The organism is Weizmannia sp. FSL W8-0676 (assembly GCF_038593015.1).
Lineage (GTDB): Bacteria > Bacillota > Bacilli > Bacillales > Bacillaceae_C > Weizmannia > Weizmannia coagulans.
In genome coordinates this window covers 2,837,023-2,861,704 of record NZ_CP151954.1, presented here as the reverse complement: position 1 = coordinate 2,861,704, position 24,682 = coordinate 2,837,023, and the positions used below count along the sequence as shown (strand labels likewise).

At 46.6% G+C, this 24,682-nt stretch carries 21 protein-coding genes, 1 pseudogene and 1 riboswitch; of the genes and pseudogenes, 16 read left to right on the top strand and 6 right to left on the bottom strand.

The window, feature by feature from the left end; genetic code table 11:
- Positions 1-113 precede the first annotated feature (113 nt).
- The 6 genes and pseudogenes from NST20_RS14060 to metE all read left to right on the top strand — a co-directional run bounded on the left by NST20_RS14060 (position 114) and on the right by metE (position 7,796).
- Positions 114-1,067, top strand: a pseudogene (locus NST20_RS14060) (sugar-binding transcriptional regulator).
- Between the two features lie 453 nt (positions 1,068-1,520).
- Positions 1,521-2,714: a phosphopentomutase gene (locus NST20_RS14055; protein WP_017554393.1), complete on the top strand. Its 1,194-nt coding sequence runs from the start codon at positions 1,521-1,523 to the stop codon at positions 2,712-2,714.
- 18 nt (positions 2,715-2,732) lie between these two features.
- A complete protein-coding gene (locus NST20_RS14050; RefSeq protein WP_342399707.1) occupies positions 2,733-4,034 on the top strand; it encodes a pyrimidine-nucleoside phosphorylase in 1,302 nt (433 codons plus the stop codon).
- A gap of 26 nt (positions 4,035-4,060) precedes the next feature.
- A complete protein-coding gene (gene deoC / locus NST20_RS14045) occupies positions 4,061-4,708 on the top strand; it encodes a deoxyribose-phosphate aldolase (protein WP_013860535.1) in 648 nt (215 codons plus the stop codon).
- A gap of 70 nt (positions 4,709-4,778) precedes the next feature.
- Positions 4,779-5,171 carry a cytidine deaminase gene (locus tag NST20_RS14040; RefSeq protein ID WP_013860534.1) on the top strand — a complete coding sequence of 131 codons (393 nt, stop codon included), beginning with the start codon at positions 4,779-4,781 and terminating at the stop codon, positions 5,169-5,171.
- Positions 5,172-5,498: 327 nt separating this feature from the next.
- Positions 5,499-7,796 carry a 5-methyltetrahydropteroyltriglutamate--homocysteine S-methyltransferase gene (gene metE, locus NST20_RS14035; protein WP_342399706.1) on the top strand — a complete coding sequence of 766 codons (2,298 nt, stop codon included), beginning with the start codon at positions 5,499-5,501 and terminating at the stop codon, positions 7,794-7,796.
- A gap of 245 nt (positions 7,797-8,041) precedes the next feature.
- Here the strand turns inward: metE and guaC are convergent, their stop codons facing one another.
- Positions 8,042-9,025 carry a GMP reductase gene (gene guaC, locus NST20_RS14030; protein ID WP_342399705.1) on the bottom strand — a complete coding sequence of 328 codons (984 nt, stop codon included), beginning with the start codon at positions 9,023-9,025 and terminating at the stop codon, positions 8,042-8,044.
- Positions 9,026-9,450: 425 nt separating this feature from the next.
- Between guaC and NST20_RS14025 the strand changes: the two genes are divergently transcribed.
- From NST20_RS14025 to NST20_RS14005, 5 genes are read left to right on the top strand one after another with little or no spacing between them, the layout of a single operon-like run.
- On the top strand, positions 9,451-10,437 hold the full coding sequence (locus NST20_RS14025; protein WP_342399704.1) for a sulfonate ABC transporter substrate-binding protein: 987 nt from the start codon (positions 9,451-9,453) through the stop codon (positions 10,435-10,437).
- A 19-nt stretch (positions 10,438-10,456) separates the two neighbouring features.
- On the top strand, positions 10,457-11,590 hold the full coding sequence (ssuD, locus tag NST20_RS14020; protein ID WP_342399703.1) for an FMNH2-dependent alkanesulfonate monooxygenase: 1,134 nt from the start codon (positions 10,457-10,459) through the stop codon (positions 11,588-11,590).
- 13 nt (positions 11,591-11,603) lie between these two features.
- Positions 11,604-12,362: an aliphatic sulfonate ABC transporter permease SsuC gene (ssuC, locus tag NST20_RS14015; protein WP_342399702.1), complete on the top strand. Its 759-nt coding sequence runs from the start codon at positions 11,604-11,606 to the stop codon at positions 12,360-12,362.
- A gap of 14 nt (positions 12,363-12,376) precedes the next feature.
- Complete coding sequence (locus NST20_RS14010) at positions 12,377-13,129, top strand: ATP-binding cassette domain-containing protein (protein WP_328005072.1); 753 nt, start codon at positions 12,377-12,379, stop codon at positions 13,127-13,129.
- Between the two features lie 21 nt (positions 13,130-13,150).
- On the top strand, positions 13,151-13,516 hold the full coding sequence (locus NST20_RS14005) for an NAD(P)H-dependent oxidoreductase (RefSeq protein ID WP_342399701.1): 366 nt from the start codon (positions 13,151-13,153) through the stop codon (positions 13,514-13,516).
- Between the two features lie 231 nt (positions 13,517-13,747).
- On the opposite strand, the gene NST20_RS14000 is transcribed toward NST20_RS14005, so the two are convergent.
- A complete protein-coding gene (locus NST20_RS14000; RefSeq protein ID WP_237349286.1) occupies positions 13,748-14,971 on the bottom strand; it encodes an IS110 family transposase in 1,224 nt (407 codons plus the stop codon).
- Positions 14,972-15,203: 232 nt separating this feature from the next.
- Between NST20_RS14000 and NST20_RS13995 the strand changes: the two genes are divergently transcribed.
- Positions 15,204-15,467: a hypothetical protein gene (locus NST20_RS13995; protein WP_342399700.1), complete on the top strand. Its 264-nt coding sequence runs from the start codon at positions 15,204-15,206 to the stop codon at positions 15,465-15,467.
- A gap of 88 nt (positions 15,468-15,555) precedes the next feature.
- On the opposite strand, the gene NST20_RS13990 is transcribed toward NST20_RS13995, so the two are convergent.
- Positions 15,556-15,735, bottom strand: coding sequence for a YezD family protein (locus tag NST20_RS13990; protein ID WP_017553067.1), 180 nt, complete (start codon positions 15,733-15,735; stop codon positions 15,556-15,558).
- A gap of 116 nt (positions 15,736-15,851) precedes the next feature.
- Positions 15,852-15,958: riboswitch (SAM riboswitch) on the bottom strand.
- 141 nt (positions 15,959-16,099) lie between these two features.
- On the opposite strand from NST20_RS13990, the gene NST20_RS13985 reads away from it, so the two are divergent.
- From NST20_RS13985 to NST20_RS13970, 4 genes are all read left to right on the top strand, one after another.
- Complete coding sequence (locus NST20_RS13985) at positions 16,100-17,644, top strand: bifunctional GNAT family N-acetyltransferase/carbon-nitrogen hydrolase family protein (RefSeq protein ID WP_161655672.1); 1,545 nt, start codon at positions 16,100-16,102, stop codon at positions 17,642-17,644.
- Between the two features lie 299 nt (positions 17,645-17,943).
- Positions 17,944-19,020, top strand: coding sequence for a hypothetical protein (locus tag NST20_RS13980; RefSeq protein ID WP_342399699.1), 1,077 nt, complete (start codon positions 17,944-17,946; stop codon positions 19,018-19,020).
- Positions 19,020-21,047: an AAA family ATPase gene (locus NST20_RS13975; RefSeq protein ID WP_342399698.1), complete on the top strand. Its 2,028-nt coding sequence runs from the start codon at positions 19,020-19,022 to the stop codon at positions 21,045-21,047. Before NST20_RS13980 ends, NST20_RS13975 begins: the two co-directional genes overlap by 1 nt.
- Positions 21,031-22,815 carry a DUF2357 domain-containing protein gene (locus NST20_RS13970; protein WP_342399697.1) on the top strand — a complete coding sequence of 595 codons (1,785 nt, stop codon included), beginning with the start codon at positions 21,031-21,033 and terminating at the stop codon, positions 22,813-22,815. The genes NST20_RS13975 and NST20_RS13970 overlap by 17 nt, the downstream gene beginning before the upstream one ends.
- Positions 22,816-23,052: 237 nt before the next feature.
- Here the strand turns inward: NST20_RS13970 and NST20_RS13965 are convergent, their stop codons facing one another.
- The 3 genes from NST20_RS13965 to NST20_RS13955 all read right to left on the bottom strand — a co-directional run bounded on the left by NST20_RS13965 (position 23,053) and on the right by NST20_RS13955 (position 24,634).
- Entirely contained in the window at positions 23,053-23,472 is a 420-nt protein-coding gene (locus NST20_RS13965; protein WP_342399696.1) for a hypothetical protein, read from the bottom strand.
- Positions 23,457-23,966, bottom strand: coding sequence for an AEC family transporter (locus tag NST20_RS13960; RefSeq protein WP_342399695.1), 510 nt, complete (start codon positions 23,964-23,966; stop codon positions 23,457-23,459). Before NST20_RS13960 ends, NST20_RS13965 begins: the two co-directional genes overlap by 16 nt.
- A 386-nt stretch (positions 23,967-24,352) precedes the next feature.
- A complete protein-coding gene (locus NST20_RS13955) occupies positions 24,353-24,634 on the bottom strand; it encodes a hypothetical protein (RefSeq protein ID WP_041819471.1) in 282 nt (93 codons plus the stop codon).
- Between the last annotated feature and the right edge of the window lie 48 nt (positions 24,635-24,682).

Sequence of the window (24,682 nt, the reverse complement as noted above, 5' to 3'; positions counted from 1 at the left end):
CAGAAAGGGCTGCTGCATGTTTGCATGCCAAGCCATGCTGCCGCGCTGCACGATTTTCCAAAAAAATTTTACACAAAGCGCCATTTTCGTGTCAGGCCGGGGAGGGGAACCTGATGAAGAAAGAAATGGAGAAAAGCAAGTTAAGCATTGAAGTGGCAGAGCTCTATTATCAATTGAACTACAGCCAGCAATAGATATCTGAACATTTGAAAATATCACGCCCGACGGTTTCCAGATTGCTGCAATACGCGAGAGAAAAAGGATATGTGCAAATTAAAATTGCGGACCCTTTCGTGGATTTGCAGCAACTCGAGCAGCAGCTGGCCGAAAAATACCGCCTGAAAGAGGCGTGTGTCGCGTTTTCACCTGCATCAGATCCGGCAACCATTCTGCATTATGTGAGCATCCGGGCGGCCGAATATTTAAGCGGGTTGATCCGAAACGGTATGAGTATCGGCATCAGCTGGGGATCGACCATCTATGAGGTCGCGGCAAAACTTCCGAAAATGCATGTAAAAGGGGCAGAAGTGGTACAGTTAAAAGGCGGGACGAGTTTCTCGCATGTAAACACGTACGCATGGGAAACGTTAATGCTTTTCGGCAATGCCCTGCAGACGCTCCCTGTCTATTTTCCGTTGCCGCTGTTGTTTGAAAAGGCGGAAGCCATGGAAATCGTCATGCAAGATCAATCCATCCAAAAAATTATAGAGAAAGGCAGGGAAGCCCAGGCAGCCATTTTTACGGTCGGGGCTGCAGATGAAGAGGCCTTGCTGTTTAAGCTCGGTTATTTTACCGAAGCAGAAAAAGAAAAACTGATGGAAAAAGCGGTCGGGGATGTGTGCTCACGGTTTATAGACCGAAACGGAAAGATATGCGACACGTCGATTGACAGGCGGACGGTGAGCATTGAACTTGCGGAACTGCGCAAAAAAGAATGGTCCATCCTCGTTGCGGGCGGCAGGCGGAAAGTCCTTCCTGCCCATACGGCACTTACAGCCGGCTATGCAAATGTATTGATTACCGATCAACATACCGCCAAACAATTGCTGGGCATGGAACAGGGATAAAGTAGGGGTTCCGGTAAAAGAAGAAAACAGGCATGCGGTTTCCTGCATTGTGATAGCCAAGCAACATAGCGCAATACAAATGCCGGGATAAAAGGTCCGCGGAAAACGGGTGTGCTGATTGGCTGGATTTTCCAGATTGCCGGCTTGCAATAAAGCCAATCCTGAATGGACGCAACGCGCGAAAAAACAGGCGCCCCCAATATCGCTGTGTCCCAGATATTGACAAAGAAAAAACAGAGGGCTATGATGGGGGCGAAAGGAAGCGATTACAGCAGGTAAAAATATTTACCGCGTTTTCCGGGTCTTCCTTGCTGCCTGCCGGCCAACCGTTTTTTCAGGTAAACCTTTCAATGTGGCTGTCATTCTGTTTTCACAACGGGGTGCCTGAGCAGTACCAGCAAATGAGGCAAGTGAGTTTTCAAACCATGTTTTGGCATAAAGGAGAGAACAATGATGGCAGAAAAATTTAAAAGAGTATCGATTATTGTACTGGATTCGGTCGGAATTGGAGAAGCGCCCGATGCAGAAAAGTACGGCGATGAAGGGTGCGACACACTCGGCCATATTGCCGAAAAAATGAACGGGCTCAACGTCCCGAATATGGCAGCGATGGGATTGTCCAATATCCGTCCAGAAAATCCGCTCGTTGGGGTGCCGGTTCAGGAGCATCCGAAAGCTTTCTTCACCAAAATGCAGGAAATTTCTGCAGGGAAAGACAGCATGGACGGCCACTGGGAAATGATGGGCCTTCCTGTCACAAGCCCGCTGCACACGTTTCCGGAAGGTTTCCCGGATGAATTGATAAAAAAAATCGAGGATTTTAGCGGCCGCAAAGTGCTTTGGAACAAACCGGCAAGCGGCACGGAAATCATTAAGCAGTTCGGTGAAAGGCAAATGGAGACAGGGGAGCTGATTGTGTATACTTCCGGTGATTCTGTTCTCCAGATTGCGGCCCATGAAGAAATCATCCCGCTTGAAGAATTGTACAAAATCTGCGAATATGCGCGGGGGCTGACGATTGATGAGCCTTACCGGATCGGGCGCGTCATTGCAAGGCCGTATGTCGGAACGTCCGCCGATAATTTTACAAGAACATCCAACCGGAAAGATTTTACACTGGAACCAACGGAAGAAACTGTGATGGATTTTATCAAAGACAGCGGGCTGGATTCCATCGCCATCGGCAAAATCAACGACATATTCAGCGGTCACGGGATTACAAAAGGATTCCACACGGAAAGCAATATGGACGGCATGGATAAATTAGTAGACGAACTGAAAAAACCGTTCCACGGCCTCTGTTTTACAAACCTTGTCGACTTTGACGCGAAATACGGCCACCGCCGTGATCCGATCCGTTACGGACAAGCGATTGAAGCGTTTGACAAACGGCTGGATGAAGTGCTGCCGGAACTGTCGGAAGAAGATTTACTGATTATTACAGCTGACCACGGAAACGACCCGGCGTTTAAAGGAACGGACCATACACGGGAATTCGTGCCGCTGCTTGTCTACTCCCCGCGTTTTAAAGAAGGCCGCGCCCTTCCTGTAAGGCAGACGTTTGCCGATCTCGGCGCAACGGTCGCAGAGAACTTCGGTGTTCGTGCGCCCAAAATCGGGACCAGCTTTTTGAACGAACTACGCTGAAAAGAAAGGTGACGAGCCATGCGGATGATCGATATTATTGAAAAAAAACGGAACGGCAAAGAACTGGCAACAGAAGAAATCAACTTTTTTGTGAAGGGGTATACAGAAGGCACCATTCCCGATTATCAGGCAAGCGCCCTAGCTATGGCCATCTATTTCCAGGATATGTCAGACCGTGAAATCGCGGATCTGACCATGGCGATGGTCCATTCCGGGGAGACTCTTGATCTGTCCGCCATCCACGGCATCAAAGTGGACAAACATTCAACCGGCGGTGTCGGTGACACAACAACGCTTGTCCTGGCCCCTCTTGTCGCAGCACTCGGCGTCCCGGTAGCGAAAATGTCGGGCCGGGGCTTGGGGCACACAGGCGGTACCATTGACAAACTGGAATCCATTCAAGGGTTTCATGTTGAAATTACGACAGACCAGTTTATTGATTTGGTGAACCGGGAAAAAGTCGCGATTATCGGACAAACCGCTGACCTGGCCCCCGCTGATAAAAAGCTGTACGCACTCAGGGATGTCACTGCGACGGTGGACTCCATTCCGCTGATTGCAAGTTCAATCATGAGCAAAAAAATTGCTGCGGGTGCAGATGCCATTGTTTTAGATGTCACAACAGGCGCCGGCGCTTTTATGAAAAATGAAGAAGATGCCATCCGCCTCGCTGAAACAATGGTCCGGATCGGCAACCATGTCGGCCGCAAAACCATGGCCGTGATTTCCGATATGTCCCAGCCGCTCGGATATGCCATCGGGAATGCCCTCGAGGTAAAAGAAGCCATCGATACGCTAAAAGGAGAAGGCCCTGACGATTTGACGGAACTGGTGCTTGCGCTCGGCAGCCAGATGGTGGTGCTTGCCGGAAAAGCAACGACATTGGAAGAAGCAAGGAACATGCTGAAAGAAGCCATCGCAAGCGGCGCCGGCCTTGCAAAGTTCAAAAAATTTGTCGCCAATCAGGGCGGGGATCCTTCTGTAATTGACCATCCGGAAAAACTGCCGCAAGCGAAATATGCGATCGATCTTCCGGCAAAAACTTCCGGGTACGTTTCCAAAATGGTTGCGGACCAGATCGGGGTTGCGGCGATGATGCTGGGGGCAGGACGCGCTACGAAAGAAGACAAAATTGATTTTGCAGTCGGGATCGTTTTGCGGAAAAAAGTAGGCGACCGGGTAGAAGCCGGAGAACCGCTCGCCACGATTTATGCAAACCGGGAAGCAGTCGAAGACGTGAAGGAAAAAATATACGACAATATCACCATTTCCGATCACTTCGAGGAACCGAAACTGATCCATAAGATCATTACAGAATAATATATCCTATTGAAAGGGGAAATTTTATGGCGAACCTTGCAGCGTATATCGACCATACTTTATTGAAACCGGAAGCAACCGAAAAAGACATTTTAAAATTAACAGCAGAAGCCGCACAATATCATTTTGCATCTGTCTGCATTCATCCTTACTGGGTGAAATTGGCTGCCAGAGAGCTGGCTGGAACAGGCGTGAAAGTCTGTACCGTCATCGGTTTCCCGCTTGGCGCCACAACGGCGGAGACAAAAGCCTTTGAAACGAAAAAAGCAATCGGGGACGGCGCGGATGAAATTGATATGGTCATCAATATCGGCGCATTGAAAAGCGGCAATACAGAAGCCGTTGAAGCGGATATCCGTGCGGTCGTGGAAGCGGCACAAGGAAAATTGGTCAAGGTCATTATTGAGACCTGCTTATTGACAAACGAAGAAAAAGAATTGGCTTGCAGGCTGTCTGTCAAGGCTGGCGCCCATTTTGTCAAAACGTCAACCGGATTTTCAACAGGGGGTGCCACGGTAGAGGATGTAAAACTCATGCGGCAAACAGTCGGGGACAAAGCCGGCGTCAAAGCTTCGGGCGGAATTCATACAAAAGCAGAAGCGGAAGCCATGATTGAAGCCGGCGCGACAAGAATCGGGGCCAGCTCTGGCGTGAAAATTGTGAGCGAATCGTAAGCGGGGGTTCGCCCGTTTTGGCTGTCGGGCCGGTGCAAATCTTAAGCGATTAAGAAAGGGAGTGCGAGACATGGATGTTGAAAAATGGGTCAAAGATGCCATTGAAATCCGGAAAGCCGCCTATGTTCCTTATTCCCACTTTGAAGTCGGTGCCTGCCTTGTTACAAAAAGCGGGAAGGAATATTTAGGATGCAATATTGAAAATGCATCATACGGATTATCCAACTGTGCGGAAAGAACGGCTATTTTTAAAGCTGTATCCGAAGGGGAAAGGGAATTTCAATACATGGTCATCGCCGGCGATACGGATGAACCCATTGTGCCATGCGGGGCATGCCGCCAAGTGATGAGCGAATTTTGCGGGAAAGATATGCCGGTCCTGCTTGTCAACACAAAAGGCGACAGGCGGCTAACCACTGTCGGAGAACTCCTCCCCGGCGCATTTTCCAAAGACGATATGTAAGCCAAAAACAGGCAGCAAACATGTTTGCTGCCTGTTTTTGTGCGGCGATATGCGGGACCAGCATGCGCTTATATGCAGCGGATTCCTGCAATTATTTGGAATGCGTAAAGATAATTCGTACGGTTTTACCGTTTAAAATGGCATTTCGAACGATTTTCCCTCGAAAATAATCACCAACGTATTCGCCGAATCCAATTTTTCCTTGCATTCAGGCACCAGCCTGTATACAATAAGAAACATAACTTCAGTATTTTTCATAACTTCGGTATTTTTTCATAACTTCGCGGCAGAACCCCTTATACAGGGTCACGAACAAGGAGGAGAACGATGTCAAAAGTAAAAAGTTCCAACTTAGGTTACCCCAGAATTGGAGAAAAAAGGGAGTGGAAACAGGCACTCGAGCAATTTTGGGCAAAAACGCTTTCTGAAGAAGCGTTTTTAAAACGGGTAAAGGAATTGCGCTTAAGTTATTTGGAAAAGCAAAAAAATAGCGGGATCGATCTGATTCCAATCGGTGATTTTAGCTTATATGATCACGTTCTGGATACTGCTGTTCTTTTCGGCCTGATCCCTGAACGGTTTCACCATACAAACGGCGCTGTCAGCTTAGATACATATTTTAGTATAGCCCGCGGCAATTCTAATGCGGTTGCTTCCGAGATGACAAAATGGTTTAATACCAATTACCATTACATCGTCCCGGAAATAAACGCCAGCACTACCCCTTATATTACTGAAAATCGTTTGCTCAATCTTTATCTTGAAGCGAAGCAAGAGCTGAATATTGATGGAAAGCCGGTTATTGTGGGCCCCGTTACCTTGTTAAAACTATCAAAAGGGTTTGAAAAGAAGGACTTCCCGAATCTTTTGCGCTCCCTTATCCCGCTTTATATCGAAGTCTTTGCTGATCTTCAAAGAGCGGGAGCAACATGGATTCAAGTCGATGAACCCATTCTTTCGACAACGCTTGACAAGGAAGAGCTTGGCTGCTTTAAAGAAACGTACGAAGCTTTTCATCAAGCTGTTCCCAATTTGAATATTTTACTTCAAACATACTTTGAATCTATTGATCATTATCAGGACGTAACAGCCCTCCCTGTCCAAGGGATTGGCCTTGATTTTGTATATGATGACGGTGCTAATCTTGCATCACTTGAAAAATACGGTTTTCCGGAAGATAAAGTGCTTGCCGCCGGAATGGTAGATGGCCGAAATATTTGGCGCACCGATCTTGATGAAGCGTTACAACAAGTAAATGATCTCCTCCATTTTGTGGATCAGGAACGGCTTTGGATTCAGCCATCCTGCAGTTTACAGCATGTTCCCGTCACGGTCCGCCAAGAAAGCGAACTGGAGCCAGTTTTAAAAAATGCGATCAGTTTTGCGGATGAAAAACTGAAAGAAGTCGTGGCACTTGTAAAAGGCGTGAATGAAGGGCGCGATGCCATCCTTGAAGAAATAAAAGAAAGCAAAGAAGCGATACAGGCATTAAACCGCTCATCACATCGAAACATTGATTCGGTTAAAGAGGAAATTCAATCGCTTGGAAATAGCATGCCAGCACGGCCGTTGCCATTTTCCAAGCGGCAGGCCATACAAGAAAAGAAGTGGCAACTGCCGCTTCTGCCGACGACAACCATTGGCAGCCTGCCGCAAACCAAAGAGATCCGCTCAGCCAGGCAAAAATGGCGCAAGGGTGAATGGACGGAAAGCCAGTATGCGCAATTCATTCAGCAAAATATCGCAAAATGGATTAAAATTCAGGAAGACCTCGGCATCGATGTGCTCGTCCATGGTGAATTCGAACGGAATGACATGGTCGAATACTTTGGCGAAAAACTTCGCGGCTTCGCTTTTACCCGTTTTGCCTGGGTTCAATCCTATGGTTCCAGATGTGTCAAGCCGCCGATTATTTTTGGCGATGTGGACCTGGAATCGCCAATGACCGTAAAAGAAAGCACCTATGCCCAAAGTCTGACAACCCGGCCGGTCAAAGGCATGCTCACCGGCCCTGTTACGATTTATAATTGGTCATTCGTTCGAAATGATATTCGCCAATTTGATGTCATCAATCAAATTGCGCTTGCCCTGAAAAAAGAAATTCAGGCCCTTGAGGAAAATGAGATTCGGATGATCCAAGTAGATGAACCGGCTATTCGCGAAGGGTTGCCATTAAAAGAGGAGAAAAAAGAAAAGTATCTTCATGATGCTGTTTATGCTTTCCGTTTGGCAACCAGCTATGTGGAGAATAGCACCCAAATCCATACACATATGTGCTATTCGGAATTTGATGAAATCATTGATGCCATCGACCAACTGGATGCTGATGTGATCTCAATCGAGGCTGCCAGAAGCCATGGGGAAATCATTTCCACTTTTGAAGACCATCAGTATGAAAAAGGGATCGGCCTCGGTGTCTATGACATTCACAGCCCCAGAATACCAAGTGTCGAGGAAATCAAGACGAGCATTGAACGTGCGCTTCGCGTGATTGACCCTAAATTATTCTGGATCAATCCTGACTGCGGCCTGAAAACAAGAAAACCGGAAGAAACGATTCCTGCGCTTAAAAATCTTGTCCAAGCGACGAAAGAAGTCAGGGAAAAACATTTACAGCTCAAGTAAAAGCGAAAGGATATGGGCTTCAATCGGGCTCATATCCTTTTTTAACGCCTTCGTGAGGAAACCGTGCCTTCCACGGGAATGGCGATATTTGTGGCCATTAACTGCCGAAGCCGAATATTTGTGCCGCACCCAATTTTTGTCTCTCTGAAACGAGCTAGCAAGCAATCCTATAATGAAGGAATTTGAGGTTTGCACAAAAAGAGTCCCTTATGACATTCATATGATGGGTTCAACTGTGGCGGGCGTTAATATACCCGGTCCCCGTTAAAAATGGAGCTTTTCACGATGACATAGTCCACTTTCCGGATGTCCGCCAGTTTGTTGCCGCCGGCATAGGAAATGGCAGATTGCAAGTCTTCTTCCATTTCTTTCAGCGTATCCTGAAGCGGGCCCCTGTATTCCACGTACATTTTTTTTCCTTCGACGTTTTTGCGTTCCCCTTTTTGAAACTCCGATGCCGAACCGAAATACTCTTTGTAAAGTTTTCCGTCCATTTCAATCGTTTCACCCGGGGATTCTTCGTGCCCGGCAAAAAGGGAGCCGATCATTACCATTGTCGCCCCGAACCGGACCGATTTGGCAATATCGCCGTGCGTGCGGATTCCGCCGTCCGCAATAATCGGTTTGCTTGCCGCCTTTGCACACCAGCGCAATGCCGCCAGTTGCCAGCCCCCTGTTCCGAACCCGGTTTTAATTTTTGTAATGCATACTTTCCCCGGCCCGATCCCGACTTTTGTGGCGTCTGCCCCGGCATGTTCCAGTTCCCGGACAGCTTCGGGCGTGCCGACATTTCCGGCAATGACAAAGGTTTCCGGCAAATGCTTTTTGATGTGATGGATCATATCAATCACGGCATTCGAATGGCCATGTGCAATGTCAATTGTTATATACTCCGGCTCCAGGTTTCTTGTAGCCAGTTCTTCGATAAACGCATATTCTTCCGGCTTGACGCCTGTGCTGATAGAAGCATAAAGCCCGCGTTCCTTCATCTCCTTTACAAACGAAAGCCGCTTTTCCGGCTGAAAACGGTGCATAATGTAAAAATATCCGTTTTCCGCAAGGTAGACTGCGATTTTTTCATCAATGATGGTTTGCATATTGGCCGGCACAACAGGCAGTCTGAATTTACGCCCGCCCAATTCCACACTCGTATCACACTCCGAGCGGCTATTTACAATGCATTTTTCCGGAATTAGCTGAATATCTTCATAATCAAACACTGTATCCATGGGTTTACACTCCTAAAAACGAATATTATTTGAATATAACTCAATAAATGTTCGTACATTGGTACTTTACCTGATTTTTTTACAATTGTCAAAGGTTTTCATGAAAGTGCACCATCCACCCCGATGCCGGCGGCCAGCACGAATCTTAAAAAAATATAATAATACTTGACATGTCGGAATAGTGGAATTAAAATGAATTTAACCTTTCAAACGGGCAAGCTACATTTAAGCGGATGCAGATGTGGAAAGACAATTAAAATATTTTGAAGCCGGCCGGTCAACCGAAGGCTCCTCACTTTATTTAAAAGATGAGGGGCCTTTTTTGCGGCCTTATACCCACTAAATAAATCGGAATGATAGGAAAGGAGACGGTGCCCATGTGTACCTCCTACATAATGCTATAAAACAGGAAAGGAGAGAGGGAAATGTTAAAAAAAGGAAAGCGGCTGGTGCCGGTCTATTTGCTGCTGATCACAGCCATTTTTTTACTCATTAGCGGATGCAGCACCGCAAAAGAGGATGCAGTGGCGGCAAAACCGGGCACAAAAAGCGGTAAAGTGGTCCGGATTGGCTATCAGAAATTCGGAACCTTAAACATTTTAAAAGCGAAAGGAACACTTGAAAAAGCACTGAAACCGCTCGGCTATTCCGTAAAATGGACGGAGTTTCCCGGCGGCCCGCAGCTTTTGGAAGCGCTGAATGCGGGGAGCCTGGACTTTGGCCACACGGGGGAAGCGCCGCCCATTTTTGCCCAGGCAGCAGGGGCGCCGCTCGTATATTTTGCCAATTCGGCCAGCAATCCAAAAGGGGAAGCCATCATTGTCCCGAAAAATTCCAACATTCACAGCCTCAAAGATTTAAAAGGCAAAAAAATTGCGTTGAATAAGGGTTCGAATGTCCACTATTTGCTTGTACGGGCATTGGAGAAAGCCGGCATTTCCTACAGCAGCATCCATCCGGTTTTTCTGGCGCCCGCCGATGCGCGCACTGCATTTGAAAAAGGGGATGTCGATGCATGGGTGATCTGGGATCCGTTTTTGGCTGATGCACAGCTGGCAACGAAAGCCCGCACCATAGTGGACGGCACCAGCCTTGTCGAGAACCGGGAGTTTTTCCTGGCAGCAAAGCCGTTTGCACAAAACCATGCGGACGTTCTCCAAGTGATTTTTAAACAACTTGAGAAAACAGACCTATGGGTGGAGAAAAATCCAAAGCAGGCGGCTGAATTCCTGGCGCCGCAGATTGGAATGGATAAAAAATCATTGGAACTGGCGCTCAGCCGCAAACAGTTTGGCGTTGAAAAAATCACAGCGCAAACGATTAAGGGCCAGCAGCAAATCGCAAATGAATTTTACAAACTGAAGTTAATTCCGAAACCAATCAAAGTGAAAGAAGCCTTTTTATCCGACTAAATGAAAGGGGAAATGATACATGAAAGTATTCTGGTTTATACCGACGCATGGCGATTCGCGCTACCTAGGGGTAACAACCGGCGGGCGGGCCGTCACTTATCATTATTTAAAGCAAGTGGCACAAGCGGTCGACCAGCTCGGCTACACCGGGGCGCTGCTCCCAACCGGAAGATCTTGCGAAGATGCATGGGTGGCGGCCTCGAGCCTGATTCCGGTTACTTCAAAAATGAAGTTCCTCGTTGCGGTCCGGCCTGGGATCATGTCTCCATCGCAGGCAGCGAGAATGGCCGCAACATTTGACAGGCTTTCCGAAGGGCGGCTGCTCATCAATGTTGTCACCGGAGGGGATCCGGTTGAACTGGCGGGGGACGGTCTCCATCTCAGCCACCGCGAACGTTATGAACTGACCGATGAATTTCTGACCATCTGGCGGAACTTGCTCGAAAACAGGGAAGCCGATTTTACAGGCAAATATTTAAACGTAAAAGGGAGCAAACTGCTCTACCCGACGGTGCAGCAGCCTTATCCGCCGCTTTATTTCGGCGGGTCGTCGGAAATCGGGCAGGAAGTGGCGGCAAAACATGTCGATGTCTATTTGACTTGGGGCGAGCCGCCGGAAAAAGTAAAGGAAAAAATCAGCCATGTCAAAAAACTGGCGTCAGCACAAGGAAGGACAGTGCGTTTCGGCATCCGGCTCCATGTCATTGTCAGGGAAACAGAAAAAGCGGCGTGGGATGCTGCCAATGACTTGATCCGGTATGTGGATGATGAACTCATCCAAGCGTCCCAAAAGATTTTCTCACGGTTTGACTCGGTCGGCCAGCAACGGATGACATCCCTGCACAACGGCAGCCGGGACCATCTTGAAATCAGCCCGAACCTTTGGGCCGGCGTCGGGCTCGTGCGCGGCGGGGCGGGAACGGCGCTTGTAGGCAGCCCGGAAATTGTCGCAGAAAGAATGAAGGAATATGCAGAACTTGGCATTGAAACGTTCATTTTATCCGGTTATCCGCATCTTGAAGAAGCGTACCGGACGGCTGAGCTGTTGTTCCCATACCTTCCGCTTGAACAGCCTGATGCCCCCGTTTCCAATGTCATCAGCCCGTTCGGCGAGATTGTGGCGAACGATGCACTGCCGAAAGTATTAAAGTAAGGAGGCCGATCTGATGTTGAAAAAACGCGTCATGCCATGGGTGGTGCCGGTTTTCCTGCTGTTTGCCTGGCAGCTTGCAAGTTCGGCCGGCATTTTGCCATCCAATGTGCTCCCAAGCCCTGTTGCCGTTGTAAAAGCGGCTTGGGGTCTCACACAATCCGGGCAGCTTTTCGATTATATCGCCGCCAGCGCAAAACGGGCACTGGTCGGATTTTTGGTTGGCGGCGGAATCGGATTTGGGCTCGGGCTGTTTACCGGGCTGTCCACAAAAGCGGAGGGCCTGCTCGACAGTACCGTGCAGATGGTCCGGAACGTTCCCCATCTCGCCCTGATTCCGATTGTTATTTTATGGTTCGGGATCGGGGAAGAGGCGAAGCTGTTTCTCGTCGCGCTCGGCACCTTTTTTCCAATCTATTTAAATACGTTTCATGGCATCCGTTCGGTGGACAGAGCGCTGATTGAAATGGGGGGTGTTTACGGGCTGAAAGGGCCGGCGCTTTTTTGGCATATGATCCTGCCGGGGGCGCTTCCTTCCATTTTGGTCGGTGTGCGCTATGCGCTCGGGGTCACATGGGTAACCCTGATTGTGGCCGAAACGATTGCATCCAACTCCGGTATTGGCTATATGGCCATGAACGCCCGCGAGTTCATGCAGCTTGACGTTGTCGTTTTGAGCATTGTCTTATATGCCCTTCTTGGAAAAATTTCCGACTGGCTGGCAAAAATCGCGGAACAACGATTGTTAAAGTGGCACCCGTCATATCAAAAATAAAGGAGGAGGAAACGATGACGAATAAGGTGTTTGCTGTGGAAATTGAGGGGCTGGAAAAATCATTCGGCAGCCATCGCGTCCTGCGTCATCTTCATTTGAAAATAAGGAAAGGGGAATTTGTTGCGATTGTCGGAAGGAGCGGATGCGGCAAAAGTACGCTCCTCAGGCTGCTTTCAGGGCTTGAAGCGGCAAGCGGCGGAAAAATTCTTATAAACGGGGCGCCTTTATCCGGCATAAATAGATCGGCGAAAATGATGTTTCAGGACGGCCGCCTGCTCCCGTGGAAAACCGTGCTTCAAAATGTCGGCCTGGGCCTTGCAGGAGACTGGAAGCATGCGGCCCGTGAAATGCTTAGAAAGGTCGGACTGGAAGGGCGTGCGGATGATTGGCCTTCATCCTTATCCGGCGGGCAGAAACAAAGGGTGGCGCTGGCGAGGGCATTAATCCATGAGCCGGACATCCTTCTCCTCGATGAACCGCTTGGGGCGCTTGATGCTTTAACCCGGATTGAAATGCATGCGCTGATCCAGTCTCTTTGGCTCGAAAAACATTTTACAGCCATATTGGTGACGCATGACGTGGAAGAAGCAGTCGCCCTCGCCGATCGGGTAGTGTTAATCGAAGAAGGGAAAATTGCGATGGACTGCCCGGTAAAACTCCCTTATCCGCGGAAAAGGGACCACGCCCTCTTTGCAGCAACGGCCAATCATATTTTAAACCGCATTTTAGGGAGCGGCCACCCGGTTTTGCATGCAATGAAAAATTAAGGAAGAAATGGGGGGATTCATATGGCGGAAAAAATAGTACTGCTGAACGGGAGCCCTTCTGCGTATACGAGATTAAATGGGATCCGTGATTATATCAGGGCCGGGTTAAGGGGGCACGGGTACGAACCGGAGCTCATCAATATCCGGGAACTTCCGGCCGGCGATTTAATGCATGCCCGGCAAAGCCCGCCCATCACCGGGGCATTAGGAAAAGTGGAAGAAGACGATACGATAATCATTTTGACACCGGTCTATAAAGCGTCTTATTCCGGACTGCTCAAGACGTTTCTGGATCTTTTGCCGCAAAATGGCTTATCCGGCAAACAGGTGCTGCGCTCGCCATGGGCGGCACATTCGGCCACTTGCTCGCGCTCGATTACGCCCTGAAACCGGTCTTGGCTTCGCTCGGGACAACTTGCATTGAAAAAGGGGTGTTCATTCTCGACCAACAAGTGAAAAAAAGTCCTACGGTGTGATGTCAAGGGTTAAAAACAAGTGAATTGGAAATTTTGTTGGCTCTATGTCGTAAAAATGGCAATACTGAACTAAGCCTCCAGATAATTGGAATAATCTGGAAGTTTTCAAGTTCAGGCTATCGATGATGGTTACCTGGTTACCTCATCGCGTCACCTTCTTTTTCGGCGCATAAATTTGATCGTTGCGGAGCAGCGCATCGATCAGGCGCACCAGTTTTCTTGCCGTTAAGACGAGGGCGCGTTTGTGTGAGTGCTTATGCACCTCACGATATTTCTTTTGGTAAAAGGCGCGGTACTCAGGTTCGTGTCGCCGGACCAGATTGGCAGCCTCAACCAGGTAATACCGGAGATAACGATTGCCTGTACGCGCAAGCATTTTGTCATCAGCCTCAAAATCACCCGATTGGTGGCGGGGCCAGAACAATCCGGCAAATTTTGCGATCGCGGCTTGGTCGTCAAAGCGCTCAATGTCGCCGATTTCAGCGAGAATCCCAGCACAGCTCACCGGGCCTATTCCCGGAATGGTCTGGAGGGTATTCGGGATTCCATCAAGAACGCGGGCAATCGCCTTATCCAAATCCTTGATTTGGCGTTTAAGATGCCGGATGATCTCAATAGAACTGCCCAGGACCAAGTCAATCGAATCCTCCACACATTTAGAAAGCCGGTAAGAGGACCGGGCAGCTTTTTGGATGGATGCGGCCAAATCCTCGGGATCGCTAAAGCGGCCATGGCCTTTGGTCTGGAGATACATCGCTAAGTCCTCCAGAGGCATTTGGGCAATTTCATCGAGGCTATAGGCCTCAAGCAAAAATTCCGTTATGGCATGGCCGAAGACCGATGTATCCACTTCAAGGTTAAAGGCACTGAATTTGAAAAACAGATGATTCAAAAATACCTGTTGTTCCCGGGTTAAACTTTGAATCAGGTGATAGCGCATCCGTGTTAACCGTTGAAGGGCAAGGTATTGTTCTGACTGAATCACGGATTTCGGCAATCTCCCGAAACGCAAGCGGTCCGCAATTACCCAGGCATCTTTGGGATCGGTCTTGTCCATCTCGGCATAAGCCTTTTTGAAATTTCTCACCAGCTTCGGATTCAGGGTAAACACCTTTGTACGACGCTGTTTCAGCTCGGGATCTTCATGGAAAAACATTGCCGGGTGCCAACTATACACAGATGTGGCCTCCATGGCGATCTGGATGGTGTCATCCGCCTCCGCATGTTGGAGGATGGTGTCTCTTAACTCAGAGGCACCGGGAAGATTGTTTGTCACCGTTTGGGTGGCTAACGTTTCCCCCATTCCATCCATCAGGCAGGCATCGAGGTTTTTGGAGCTCACGTCAATACCGACAAATAAGGGCATATGATTTCCTCCTCTCTGTATTGGGATCGATGGAATCGGACGCTTCGGGATATCCCCAGATGGCTTGCCGATCTGTCAGCCTCGCGTATGAGAACTCATCCGGGCCGTGGGCTGCCTGGAACTGCTCATTTCCAGCACGGAGATCCGGAGGAACGGCCTACGGGTTAGACGTTCAAGCAAGAACCTGGGGATGCAGACTTTTCGAGTAGTCAGGCTACAAGGAGGGGAAGCATTGACCCAAACGATCCTAAGACCATTATCCGGGAACATCGCGAAGCGTCCAAGTCCGAACTTGTATTCCGGGCTCGCCCGGAATACAAAATCTTATATTCACTTGTCAATGAGCAGCAGAATGAACTGGAAATTGACATCCACTTTGGATTTAAACTTATTATACGAGGATGGGTTTTATGAACTTGACCGGCAAGCGGCTGGCCGCCTGAATGCTGCTTTAAAAACAGCATTTCCGCAAATTTCCATACCACTGTACTCTTAAACAAATCCGGCATTTGGACGATATCCAAATGCCGGCATTCGTGTAGCACGAACAACGGGAAAAGAGATAACCGGAATGCCGGCGCCCGTCATCCCATCTTTTGTTTGGGAAGTGCCGCTTTTTTCTTTTCCAGTGCAAACCGGACTTTCTCGGTTGTTTCGATCTGTGTGATGTTTCCTTCATGGATCGAAATGACCACTGTTCCAAACTCCAGTTTTTGCAATGATTCCATAATGCGGGCTACTTTCGTTTCATCAATATGAGCCATTTTTCATACCCCCCAAAATAAATTTCGTGTGTGCGTGGTGGTCCGGCCGGCAATGCGGATGATCCAAAAAAGAAAGGCCCCCTTCAAGAAAAGTTAAGAAGAGGGCGCGGCTCCTTAACTTATCTTCCAAGCTTGGCGCTTGCTGGAATTAGCACAGTATTCCCAAAAAGAATCTGTTGCTGAGGTTTCCTCGGGCCAGTCCCTCCCCCTCTCTTGATAAGCTGTATAGAAATAATTTGTTAAAACTATGATAAATAATATTATTCCGATTTGTCAACTTATATTTTCGGCATTTCAGCTGCTTTTCGGGCAAAACCGATTCGGATAGGGTATGATAATAGAAAAAGTGTGTTAAGGGTGTGAGATTGTGCCAGAGACAGATGTATCCAAGTTTGAGAAGAAAATCGAGGTGCGGAACATCCGCTTTGAAGACATTGATGATATTATGGCATTGTCGAAAAAATGTTTTCCGGGGATGGAGCCGTGGAAACACGAGCAGCTGGAAAGCCATATCCGGATTTTTCCGGAAGGGCAGTTTTGCGTGGAATACGAAGGGAAAATCGTCGGTTCCTGCTCCAGCTTAATTGTCAATTTCGATGAATACGAAGACCAGCATACATGGGATACGATCACTGCGAACGGCTACATTACCAACCATAATCCGCACGGGCTCAACCTGTACGGCATTGAAGTGATGATCGACCCGGAATACCGGCGCATGAAGTTCGGGCACCGTTTGTATGAGGCACGGAAAGAGCTTTGCCGGAAAATGAACCTTCAAAGCATCATCATTGGCGGCCGGATTCCGAATTACAGCAAATATAAAGACAAAATGACCCCGCGCGAATACGTGGAAGAAGTCGAGATGCACAATATTTATGACCCGGTTCTGTCCTTCCAGCTGCTTGAAGGGTTCCAGATTATGCGGATCAACAGGCAGTATTTGCCGGATGATACAGCATCCGCTTCATTTGCAACGCTTATGGAATGGCATAACGTCGATTATTTGCCGAAGTCCCGCCGTGTCTATCATGCTTCGTTCCCGGTCAGGATTACAGCGATCCAATATATGATGAAAAAAATTGATTCCTTCGATGATTTTGTCAGACAGGTAGAATATTATGTCGATGTGGCCGCGGATTTCGGTTCTGATTTCGCCGTTTTTCCGGAAATTTTCACCACGCAGTTGATGTCCTACCTGGAAGAAAAACGCCCTGACCAGGCAGTGCGCCGGCTTTCCGGGTACACAGACCAATATATTGAACTGTTTACAGAGCTTGCCGTACGCTACAATGTCAACATTATCGGCGGGTCCCATTTTGTGGAAGAAGACGGGGGCATTTACAATGTCGCTTTTTTGTTCCGGCGCGACGGGACGATTGAGAGGCAGACCAAACTCCATATTACGCCAAATGAGCGGAAATGGTGGGGGATCGCGGAAGGAAACGAACTCAATGTATTTGATACGGATTGCGGGAAAATTGCGATTCTGATTTGCTATGATATCGAGTTTCCGGAGCTGGCCCGTGTCGCTGTCGACCACGGTGCGAACATTATTTTTGTCCCGTTTTGCACGGACGACCGCCAGGCCTATTTGCGCGTCCGCTACTGCGCGCAGGCGCGGGCCATTGAAAACCAGGTGTACACCTGTATTGCGGGAACAGTCGGCAACCTGACCCACGTGGAAAACATGGATATCCAGTATGCCCAGTCCGGGATCTTTTCCCCCTCCGATTTCGGCTTTGCCCGGGACGGCATTGTCGGGGAATGCGATCCCAATGTCGATACCGTTGTTGTCGGCGATGTCGATCTTGAGAAACTGCGCCGCAACCGCAACAGCGGCTCCGTCCGGCAACTGGCCGACCGGAGAAGAGATTTGTATCAGATTAAAATCAATAGCAAATCATAATAAGGAAAACGAAAAAGGTGCTTAAGGGGTAAGCACTTTTTTCATTTAAAAAAAGCTATATAAAGTGAACAAAATATCGCGGCTCTGTTGCCTGCTGTAAAAAGCTTCCATTATGCAGTGGTGCCCGGGCTTAATGTAAAAACTTCAGTTCATTTTATATAGACCGAAGAAAAGAGAGTGAATCAGATCAGTTTGATTGCACTTGATTACAGGGGACAGAAAAAAAGACTGTTAAAGGCATTTCTATCGGTATCACTATAAAGTAAAATGATAAGTAAATAGAATCAGGAGGGGAAAAGATGGAGAAAGAAATATGGAAGAAAATATTTAGTACCATTCCAGATGATGAACTAGCAAATTTAATCAAGATTTGGAAAATAAGTATAAGAGGCTTTCGGCATATCACTAGTAAAGATATTACGAGAATAAGGGCATTGGTGACCAAGGAGTGTCTGAAGCAGAGTAACTTAAAAAAGATTCAGGACTTTTATAAGATAGTAGCAGCAAAAGACGAAGACGATATAAGAGATAAAACAGTACATGAATTATTCAAGTTGTATCAGGACGGAAAAACTTTGCATTTGATTCTCGGAGCGCTCTACTCCAGTCCTGAGGATCGTCATCATGAACGGGCGAAACAATTCGAGGAGCTGGTTTGCAAGAAAAATGGTCTCTCCAGTCTAGACGAACTAAGAGTTTTAACTGAAAAAACAGAACCACCAAAGCAAGAAGATGAACATGATTTAGCAGATTGGCAGAAAAAGTGGCAAAAATCACAGAAAAAAAACCAGGAATTACAGCAAAGCATTAAGAAGTTTGAATTGCTCCTGTCCCGCTTAAAAAAAGACTGGAAGGCAGAGAAACAATCATGGAAAAAGGAAAAAGAACAACTTCAGCAAGAATTGGGAAACGAAAGAACACAGAAGAATAGGCTCAATGAGTGGAAAAAAACATCTGAGGCGGAAATGCAGCAATTAAAAGATGAGATTCAGAAACTCAAATTGGAAATTTCACACTTAAACGCGTTGCTGTTGAACACGAATAAAGAAGTGGCTGCCGCAGTCCAAACGGATGAGTGGGTTGAATCTAAACCGTCTGAAAGTACAGCGGCTGCCCGGCAAATTTACATTATAGGAGATCCGAAAAATAAGTTGATTGATGAGTCCGAAAATCCATTATTTCATACGATTGAGGCAAATAAGTTCAAAGAGGCAGTACAAACCGGGGAGCTGGAGCATGCAGACGAAATTTGGATGATGGCCTACCTTGTTCCGCCATGGCTCAAAAAGAAGATAAAAAATGTTTATACACAAAAAGTAAGAGAGTTTAAAGATTTTCCATCTGTCAAGAAATACATTGAAAGAGGGATTAAATAATGGGCGTAAAAGTATGGGAAAATGACATGATTGGTGTATTGGCAGAATCGGATCCTTTCGATTTATCGAACCGAGACACCATCATCATCAATAAACAGGATAGCCTTCAATACTTTATTAAAATTATTTCACAACCTGCAGCAAGTTTTCCAAATGTGAAAACGGTAACCGGATTTTATTCCGATTTGGAAAGATGGGGTTTTGAGGATGATTATCGCCTAACTGACTTTGAGCGGAAAAACCGGTTAAGAGAGTGGCTGGAAGACCGCTTGTTTGTGTTTAAGGTAGAAAAAAGATTGCGTTATAATCACGAAGAAGTATTTAATGCAATCGATGTCCGGATCATTTCGAAATTGCCGAGTTTCCACACTGACCTGAAGTTAATTCCTGTTCCCGTTTTCAACAAGGAAGCGCATCACATAGATAAAGACGAGTTTTTATTCAGATTATACAACAAAAAATTCGTTGGAAAAGTGGAAAATTTGTCTCATGAGCCAGATGACACGCCTTCATTGGTGATGTGGCGAGAAGAAGGCGAAGAAGATGACCAGTTTTCGGTTTTTGGTGAAATTGACCACCACCAGCACGCGCATGGCGGTTTTAACTTTGAAATCCACGGCGAATTAAAAGAAGTTGGGCTGACACCTGAATGGATTGAAGAATGCTATTTTAGTGATGAGATTCCAAACATTGTCTTTGTTCCGCTTGAACTTTACCAAAAACTGACCACCCTTGTGGAGCAGGCTGTCCCATTAAACCTGGAAAAGTTAGAAAAAGAGGAAGCAAATCCGGCAATTGAACAGACCAATAAAGTGCAGGAGGATCCCAAAAAGATACCTAATGTGCAAATGCAAGCTGAAGCAGCAGCAACTCTGCAGGTAGAAGGGCTTCAAACACCGGATCCGGATTTAACACCTTACAATGCCAAAGAAAATGAATTCTTGGACAAACTGTTTACCACAACGAGGGATTTTGGGTTTGTATATGAGAAAAAAGACTTGATCAATTTTCATACGTGCATGAAGTCCTCCTCCCTTGTCATTCTTTCGGGAATGAGTGGCACTGGCAAAACGAATTTGGTGGAACTTTACAGCCATGCGCTGGGATTAAAAGGGATTCAATATACGCTCATACCGGTGAGCCCTTCATGGACGTCAGATTCAGATCTAATTGGTTATGCGGATACCCTCCATATGGTGTACCGTCCGGGAGATTCAGGCTTGATCAATGCCTTAAGAAAAGCAGAAGATGAAAAGGATAAATTGTTTATTATTTGTTTTGATGAAATGAACCTGGCTCGTGTCGAACATTATTTCTCACAGTTTCTTTCTATTCTGGAAATGGATCATGGAAAAAGAGTGCTGCGGTTGTATAATGACGATTTGGAAAGCCGACTCTATAATTCCGCTCAGTATCCGCCAACGATTGCGATACGTGAAAATGTATTATTTGTCGGCACGGTGAATGTGGATGAATCGACGTATCACTTTTCAGATAAGGTATTGGACCGGGCGAATGTGCTGTCGCTCGAAATTATGCCTTTCGAACATATGAAAAAGCTGCCGGAAAGGAAAAAAAACCTTGCGCTTGGTACAAGAGAAGTAGATTTTGAGACGTTTACATCATTTAAAGCGGATAGACGAAATGTAGCCCTTATGGATGAAGAACTGAAATTCCTTTGGAACGTTCACCAGGCGTTACACGACGCAAATAAACAAATCGGAGTCGGTCCGCGGATTGTAAAGCAAATAGATGCGTATTTGGCCAATTTGCCTGTCCAGGATGTGCTTACGAGAGAGCAGGCATTTGATCTTCAAATGGTGCAGCGGATTCTCACGAAACTCAGGGGTTCCGAGGATCAGCTTCGTGAGCTTGCGGGAATTTATGATAAGGAAACAGGGGAAGTAAACGGCAGTATACTATTAAATCTGTTTGATCAACATCAACAAGTCTCTGACTTCGAAAAGAGCCGCGAAATTGTGAAACAAAAAGCGAAAGAGTTGAAATTAAATGGATACACAATCTAATACAGGCTTCTCGGTTGTATTTACACATATATACCAGGATGGAACACGGGAAGAGAAAGTGCTCACTCCCTTTGTAGAGAACCTCTACGAGTGGGATGAAGGCAAACACGGCTATTTAATTTTACGGGAATATATCCCTCTGGAGTTGTCTTTTACTAGCACGGACGAAGATGCGAAGTGTTATATGGATGGCTTTGATATCCTGCTAAATGCAGGATTGCCGGTAGACGGGGAAGGAAAGCCTTACCTCGCAGCCGGCCAGCAAGTGACACTATTTAAGTATCACTCAAATGAAGAATATTATCCTTACATTCCGGGTATCTACTGTGTAACCATACATGCCAGAGGAAAAAAATACTATTCGCTCGTAAAAATCATTTCAAATAGGCTGACAGAAGACCAGTTGAGTACAATGAGGAAAGAAGTAGAAGACCAGTTAAGAGGCTTGGCGCTCGATGTCGTCCGGAAACAGCATGTAAACATGAAGTTTGAAAACATGCCGATTGATCCGAATTTGTTCCGGCAATTTAATACGCTGAACAGTTACTTTTCAGATGTATCCGCCATTGTATCTGATCTTGCAAAGCGGGTGCGGTATACTTTAAAAAAGGAATATCGGCTTCAGCCAATTGAGCGGCCGTCCCAAATCGACGAAGTTTCCATCCGTTATCGTTTAAAGCATCCGGAATCAGCGGATGAACTATTGTCATTGAAAAAAAGAATCAATTATGACCTGCCTGAAAACAGGATGCTCAAAATGATCATCGAAAAATGGGTCAAACTGTTGGACCGTTTTATCGCTGCCCTCGACACCTGCATCGGGCAGCTGGAAAACAACACGAACAGTGCATTTTCATCCTATACGCCTTATGAAAAAAGAAAATTGTTTTTAAAAGAGCTGGGACAGTACCGTAATAGAGCTGCACAAATGGAGGGCGCCCTAAATGTATTGAAGACGTGCCATTGGTATCATGAAATTGCAAATCAGCATCCTCTGTCGACACCTAATAAAATGCTTGAAGATATTCGGTACAGGAAAATATGGCAGGTTAGCCGGATCTTAGACTCTGAAGAAGTGAATTTTTCCCTGCATCCGGCTTGGCGGTATCAATGGAAAAGAACAGATCAATTATATGAGATATGGGGCTACCTGCAAGTTCTATCCCATTTCTGCGGAAGCACATATGACTTTGAAAAAAGATCCGGTTGGATTTTCGAACCTGACGGATGGAATTCCGGCAATTTGTATGTAATTCCGACAATTCCTAAAGGCACCACTGTTTCATTATTAAGAGGGGATCTCCGGCTACAAATTGTATACGACGGGAAAATTCCAAGTGATATGGAAAAAACAGATCCTGCTGATTTTCCGGTCTATACGACGAGTACCAATAATAACCCCGATATCAGAGTAGATGTATTTATTGGGGGCATTTTTATCGGTGCGATTTTAATGGACTTAAAGTATCGAAAGAAAACAGCACTTGGTGATACAATGAAACAATTGATCAGTTATGCGGATAATGTGAGGTCACCGTATATTTACCGGAAAAAACGCTGGCAAAGAATACGCCCGGTGCATCAAGTGCTGGTACTTTACCCAGAAAAAGGAGGAGCGGGTGAAGCTGAGCCGTTAAGCGGGAAAAGCATTAGACTGATACCGTTGACGCCGGCGACAGACCAGAAAGTATTTGTAGAAACCATAAGATCATTAATTGAGGACATGATTCTGGCGGCAGAGGATGAAGGAATTGTGTTGTTAGACTAAGCTGTTTTTCAGGAAACAGCAGCTAATCATTTTTAGAGTATGGCCAGCCCGGAAAATCTTTTTCCGGGCTGGTTGTTTAGTGCGCTGTGATGGTGATTCGAAGAGCAAGATATATCAGTTTCCTAGATTATTATCTGTCTGTACGGTCGTAAACTTTAGCACCGCCGTGTACGGAACCATACGCCCGGTGTGAGAGGTCGGCTAATCAAATAATGATTAGCCTCCTACTCGATTGATTCAGGCGATCTTCAGTACGGCCATCAGACTGGTCATCAGCACAATGCTGATCAAAATGGACAAAGAGTTCAATGTGCTGGACATGGCGACATTGCCGCCGCATTTCTGGGTAAATGCCGTGCATACGGCGGAAATCGGCGCAAACGCGATAATCACGAGCATGAGCCGTACCTCAAGCGGCAGTGGCAGCAGGAAATAAAAGAATGCTGCAAACAGGATGGCCATTCCGTAACGGATGATGACGGCTTTTAAGATGCCTGAAACCTGGCTTTTTTCGAGCCGGAGTTCAAAACCGATCCCGATCATCAGCATGGCCAGAAAGCCGTTTGCCTGCCCGACGATTCCGGTAAATGCAGTCACGCCTGTCGGCAATGTAATATGCAAAAGCGACAGCACGAGCATGATCAGATAGGTATCCATCGGGATGGATGAAAACATTTTTTTAGGTAAGATGCCGCATTTGTTCTTTCGTTGTTGGCAACGGCGGAAGCAATCGAATATGTGCCGCCCGTGCATAAAACCGAATTGCCGGCATCGAACAGGCAAGTTGCCACTACGCCAACGGGCCCCAGGAAATTTTGTACATAGGGGAGTGTAAAACAGCCAATATTATAACCGGAATAATTGATCATGTTAAAGGCTTTTTCCGTATGGGTACGGCGCCAGGAAACGATATAGCAGGTTGCAATCATCACTAGATTGCAAAAGACGCCGATTGCAACAAGCATCAGCAGCGAAGTTTCAAGGGAGAGTTTTTCAAAATTTGTAATCACGGCGCATGGCAATGTAATGTTTAAAACCATGCGGGAAACCAGCTGAAAATCATCCGGCTTAAAAAATCCAATCCGCTTCAAAATGTAACCGAGCACAATGATCAAAATAAACGAAGCGGCTTTCGTCAACACAACACCCACATTTTTCCCAGCTTTCTTTTTGATCTAATTTCATTAAAAAACAATGAGAAAGAAACGGCAAGGAAAATTTTTGGCAACAACTTTTTTTCGGGTAATGTGCCGGTTCTTTTTTTTTCCTTAAAATAAGGATGGAAAAAGACTTTTGGATTCAGGCATGGGAGCGGGCGATTAAAAAGGATTTGTAAATTCAATTTGTGAAAACTATATAAAGTGTTGATCTTGCATGGCTATTGTGATCCCGGCAACGCATATAAAAAGTCCTCTTTGGCGATGTGAAGGATCTCGAAACGGGGATCCGGACCAAACCAAGAGGACCATTTTTTGAGAATCTTTTTGTAAGAAGAGGGACTTGCGGCTATTCATGTGAGCAGAGAAAAACGGGAAATTTACTTTTTTAAGAATTCAACATCTGCCCTTGTGTCAAGCAAATCACGATTGAGGATATCCAGTTTTTTGTCAATTTTTCTGACCTGTTCTTTAATTTCTTTTTGGCCTTCTTCTAAAGACGCCGTTCTCGTTTCCAGTGCCTCCATTCTGCTTTCCAGTGCCCCCATTCTGCTTTCCAGCGCACTCATCCGTTCGGACAGATTTTTTTCCACGGATTTAATTTGGTCCGATAGTTCATGGATGGCCTGCAAAATCACATTCTGGTCAATTCCTTTATCCACTTTTTCACCTCCCTCATACGACAAATTATACGATATTTTTTGCCATGG